The sequence below is a fragment of the Frateuria sp. genome, assembly GCF_013362045.1.
Classification (GTDB): Bacteria; Pseudomonadota; Gammaproteobacteria; order Xanthomonadales; family Rhodanobacteraceae; genus Frateuria_A.
The window spans coordinates 1-4,514 of the sequence record NZ_JABFWW010000070.1 but is presented as its reverse complement, the minus strand read 5'-3'; the positions used below and the strand labels follow the sequence as shown (position 1 = coordinate 4,514).

3 protein-coding genes are annotated in these 4,514 nt (G+C 70.9%); 2 read left to right on the top strand and 1 reads right to left on the bottom strand.

Annotated features, from left to right (window positions below):
• The first annotated feature begins 233 nt into the window (after positions 1–233).
• A complete protein-coding gene (locus HOQ08_RS03460) occupies positions 234–2,195 on the top strand; it encodes an ATP-dependent DNA helicase (RefSeq protein WP_291191656.1) in 1,962 nt (653 codons plus the stop codon).
• A gap of 112 nt (positions 2,196–2,307) precedes the next feature.
• On the opposite strand, the gene HOQ08_RS03455 is transcribed toward HOQ08_RS03460, so the two are convergent.
• A complete protein-coding gene (locus HOQ08_RS03455; protein WP_291191659.1) occupies positions 2,308–3,570 on the bottom strand; it encodes a hypothetical protein in 1,263 nt (420 codons plus the stop codon).
• On the opposite strand from HOQ08_RS03455, the gene HOQ08_RS03450 reads away from it, so the two are divergent.
• Entirely contained in the window at positions 3,569–4,411 is an 843-nt protein-coding gene (locus HOQ08_RS03450; RefSeq protein WP_291191653.1) for an AraC family transcriptional regulator, read from the top strand. The two genes, HOQ08_RS03455 and HOQ08_RS03450, sit on opposite strands and share 2 nt — an antisense overlap.
• Positions 4,412–4,514 lie beyond the last annotated feature (103 nt).

The following is a 4,514-nucleotide window of genomic DNA, read 5'->3' as shown; positions in this document are numbered from 1 at the left end:
CTGGGCGCGCGCCGCACGCGCGGGCAGGCCGGGTCGGCGCGGGACCTCGGCCATGACCTGCCAACGGCCGGGCGCGAACTCGTGCAGCACCACGAACCACGCGCGCGGCGCGGCGGGACGCACGGTCGGTTCGGACATGGCGGCTCCCAGGCTGTGCACCGCTGCGGCGCGCAGCGATCATGGCATGCACTGGAAGTACATGCGCCAGGCGTCAACTCGGCGATACTTGCGCGATGACCGATCCCGACGACATCGGCGCGCTGCTCGGCGCCGACGGCCCGTTCGCCCGCGAGCTGCCCAACTTCGCCCCGCGCCTCGCCCAGCAGGCGATGGCGCGCTCGGTCGCCGATGCGATTCAACACCGCGATACGCTGATCGCCGAAGCCGGCACCGGCACCGGCAAGACCTACGCCTACCTGGTGCCCGCGCTGCTCTCGGGGGAACGCGTGATCGTCTCCACCGGCACCAAGGCGCTGCAGGACCAGCTCTACTTCCGCGATCTGCCGAAGGTGCGCGCGGTGCTCGGCACGCGGCTCAAGGCCGCGCTGCTCAAGGGCCGCGCCAACTACCTGTGCCTGTACCGGCTGGACCAGACCGTGCGCGAGGGCAGCAACTTCGAGCGCACCGAAGCCGCGCAGCTGGCGGCCATCCGCGCCTGGTCCGCGCGCACCCGCGCCGGCGACCGGATGGAGCTGGGCGAGGTGCCGGAGGAATCGCCGCTGTGGCCGCGCGTGACTTCCACGCCGGAGAACTGCCTGGGCGTGGAGTGCCCGTTCTTCGAGGACTGCCACGTGGTCAAGGCACGCCGCGAGGCGCAGGAAGCGGATTTGGTGGTGGTCAACCACCACCTGCTGTTCGCCGACCTGGCGCTCAAGCAGGAAGGCTTCGGCGAGATCCTGCCCGGCGCGGGCGCCTTCATTCTCGACGAGGCCCACCAGGTGCCGGAGCTCGCCGGCCAGTTCTTCTCGCAGAGCGTGAGCGCGCGGCAGCTGTCCGACCTCGCCGCCGACACACTGCGCGAATGCAACGGCGTCACCGGCGCCATCGGCCTGCTGCTGGAACCGGCCGAAGCGCTGCATGGTGCGCTGCGCCGCCTGCGCCTGGCGATGGAGCCGCTGCCCGCGCGCGGTCCGTTCCAGCAGCTCGATGCGCTTGCCACCGCGCACGAGGAGTTGCGCGACCTGGGCGAGCTGCTCGCCGCCTTCACCGACCTGCTCGCCTCGCAGGGCGAGCGCTCGCGCGGGCTGGCCAACGTGCACGAGCGCGCCGTCGCGCTCACCGAACGGCTGGACCGCATCGTCGACGGCGGTGGCGAACGGGACGTGCGCTGGTACGAACTGTTTCCGCGCGGCTTCGCCCTGCACGCCACGCCGCTGGACCTGGCCGCGCCGCTGCGCGCCATGCGCGAGCGCACCCAGGCGGCCTGGATCCATACCTCAGCCACGCTGTCGGTCGCCGGCAGCTTCGACCACTTCGCGCGCCAGCTGGGCCTGGACGATCCGCAGACGCTCAATCTGGAGAGCCCGTTCGACTATGCGACGCAGGCGCTGTGCTACCTGCCGGCCGGGCTGCCCGATCCCAGCGCCAGCGACCATACCGAGCGCGTGATCGACGCCGCGCTGCCTGTGCTCGAAGCCTCCAACGGCCGCGCGTTCCTGCTGTTCACTTCGCACCGTGCCCTGCGCCGCGCCGCCGAGCTGCTCGCCGGCCGCGTGCCCTGGCCGCTGTTCGTGCAGGGCAGCGCGCCGCGCCACCAGCTGCTGGAAGACTTCCGCGCCAGCGGCCACGGCGTGCTGCTCGGCGCTGCCAGCTTCTGGGAAGGCGTCGACGTCGCCGGCGAGGCGTTGAGCGTCGTGGTGATCGACAAGCTGCCCTTCGCCGCGCCCGACGATCCGGTGCTGCAGGCGCGCCTGGATGCGCTCGAGCAATCGGGCATCAACCCCTTCATGGGCTGGCAGGTGCCCGCCGCCGCCATCGCGCTCAAGCAGGGCGCCGGCCGCCTGATCCGCGACGTGCATGACCGCGGCGTGCTGATGCTCTGCGACCCGCGCCTGACGACCAAGGGCTATGGCCGCCTGTTCCTCGCCAGCCTGCCGCCGATGCCGCGCACGCGGGAGCTGGCCGAGGTGCAGGGGTTCTTCGGTGCTGCCGCGCCCGACATGGCCGACGCCGTCGGCCGCACGCGGCCGCAGTGACAGGGCGGAGCGGCGCAGGCACACCCGCAGTTCGGCTCCCTGCAGGCAGACGCGACGGGCCTGCCTGCCCGGTCGCACTGACATGGTCCTGTGATGGGTTGGCAGCCACGAGTCAGTGGGACGAAGGCCCGCCACGGTCCATCCGGGTCAACGTCCGGAACGCCTGCATGATCTGTTCCGGCGCAAATCCGCAGTGGCCTTCGCCGGCCGGTGGCAGCACCAGCGGCGCCCGGCCGTGCGCGGACAGCACCATGGCCGGATACACCGGCTGATAGCGCGCCGGAATGAGGAAGTCGTCGCGGTTGTACTGCAGCACCAGCGGCTTGCGGATCTCGCCGCTGAGCGAGGTGGCTTTGGCAAGGTAGAGCATCGCCTGCGGGTCGCCCGCGTAGCGGCGCACGCCGCGGTTGAACGCCGCGTCGTCGCCGAAGCCGGCGTATGCCGTCGCGCGGTTGTCGACCGGCATGCCTTTCGCTCGCGCAATCATCTGGTGCAGGACCAGGTAATGCACGCCGATGGCGCCGGCCAGGCGTCCGCGCGATACCTGCGCGTGCTCGGCAAGGAGCCGCGCGGCGTCTTCGTTGGTTTTCAGCGCGGCATCCACCGCGCGCATCACGTCCGTCTGGCCGAGCTCGGGCCCGGCGGGATCGGCGATGCCGCCCTGCGGCAGCCCGGCCGCGTGGGGAAAGAAGTAGTCGAACGCCACCAGTGAAGTCAGCACGTCGTCGAACACGCGCGTGCCGGGCACGTTGGCGCCGCAGAGGGACAGCGCGCCGTCGTAGTGCGCGCCATAGCGCTCGAGGCTCGCCAGCGCGACGTAGCCGCCCATCGAGAAGCCGACGAGATAAGCGCGCCCGGGCTTGCCGTGCCTGCGTACGAACCATGCACGCAGGCGCTCGTTGTCGCGCAGCGCGTCGTCCACCGCCCATCCCTGCGAGGCATAGCTGCTCTGCGCGACGGCGTATCCGGCAGCCAGGAAAAGCGGCGCCTCGTCGCCCGGCGGCTTGGGCGTGGCGCGCGGGGTGCCGATGGGCTCGAAGCCATGCAGCAGCGCGACCAGTTCGCCATTCCAGTCCGCCGGGATGTCCACCCTGTAGGGCGCGCCTTCCAGGACGCCGGTGTCCACCGAGGCGGTGGATGGCGCTTTAGGTTCGGGAGCGGCGTCACGGGCATGCGCCGTGCCGAAATCCAAGGCGACCAACATCAAGAGTACGACCGCACGGGGGGTCTTGCGGATCATCGGGAGCAACTCCTTGCCTGGGGAGGGGGTGAGTCGATTTTGGACACTGACGCCGAACAACGTATCAGCCGGGAACAGATCCGGGCAGCCCGCCGCTTCCCGCAGGACAGGCGTCGCCGGCGATAATGCCGGCATGTCCACCATGCACCCGGACTTCGAGGTCCGTACCTTGCTCACCACGCCGCTGATCGAACTGCGCGACGTGGTCTGTGCGGGCAATTGCCGGCACAAGGGCGCGGTCGAGCGCGCGAGCCGCACGCACCTGGTGTTTCCCTACCGCGGCACCTACGTGCGCCACGTCGGCGCGGACGAAGCGGTGGCCGATGCCAGCCAGGTGCTGTTCTTCAACGCCGGCGAGGATTACCAGGTCAGCCATCCGAACCCGGGCGGCGATGCCAGCCTGTCGATGAGCGTCGACGAGGCGCTGCTGCGCGAAATCACGCCGGCGGCGCTGCTGCGTGCGGGCGAACCGTTGCGCTTCGGCCAGCCGCGCCTGCGCATCGACCCGCGCGCGCAGGTGCTGGTGGCGCTGCTGCGCCATTCGTTGCGCGAAGGCATCGCCGAACCGCTGGAAGGCGAGGGCCTGGCGCTGACCCTGGCGCACCGCGCGCTGGCGCCGCGCACCACGCACGCGGCCGGTTCCAGCCAGGGCCGCCAGCGGCTGGTGGACCGCGCCAAGCTGGTGCTGGCGCGCGACCTGGCGCGCCGCTGGACGCTGGCCGAGGTGGCGGCGGAAGTCGGCGTGTCGGCGGTCTACCTTACCCAGAGTTTTCGCCAGGTCGAAGGCGTGCCGCTGTACCACTACCAGTTGCGGCTGCGGCTGGCGCGCGCGCTGGACCTGCTGCGCGACTACGAGGATCTCTCCGCGCTGGGCGTGGACCTGGGCTTCTCCAGCCACAGCCACTTCAGCGCGGCGTTCCAGAAGATGTACGGGCGCACGCCCAGCGAGTTCCGGCAGGCGGCACTGCAGCGCTGATCGCTAAAGTTTTCGACAGCGTCCACCATCCGCACAGGGTCTACTTTCTCCACCCCATCCCGGGGTCGACCGGAGAACTGACATGAGCGAGCGAACCTGTGCC

Excerpts from the sequence above, each read along its gene's own strand:
- HOQ08_RS03460 (WP_291191656.1), top strand. The coding sequence starts at position 234 with ATGACCGATCCCGACGACATCGGCGCGCTGCTCGGCGCCGACGGCCCG.
- HOQ08_RS03450 (WP_291191653.1), top strand. The coding sequence starts at position 3,569 with ATGTCCACCATGCACCCGGACTTCGAGGTCCGTACCTTGCTCACCACG.
- HOQ08_RS03455 (WP_291191659.1), bottom strand. The coding sequence starts at position 3,570 with ATGCCGGCATTATCGCCGGCGACGCCTGTCCTGCGGGAAGCGGCGGGC.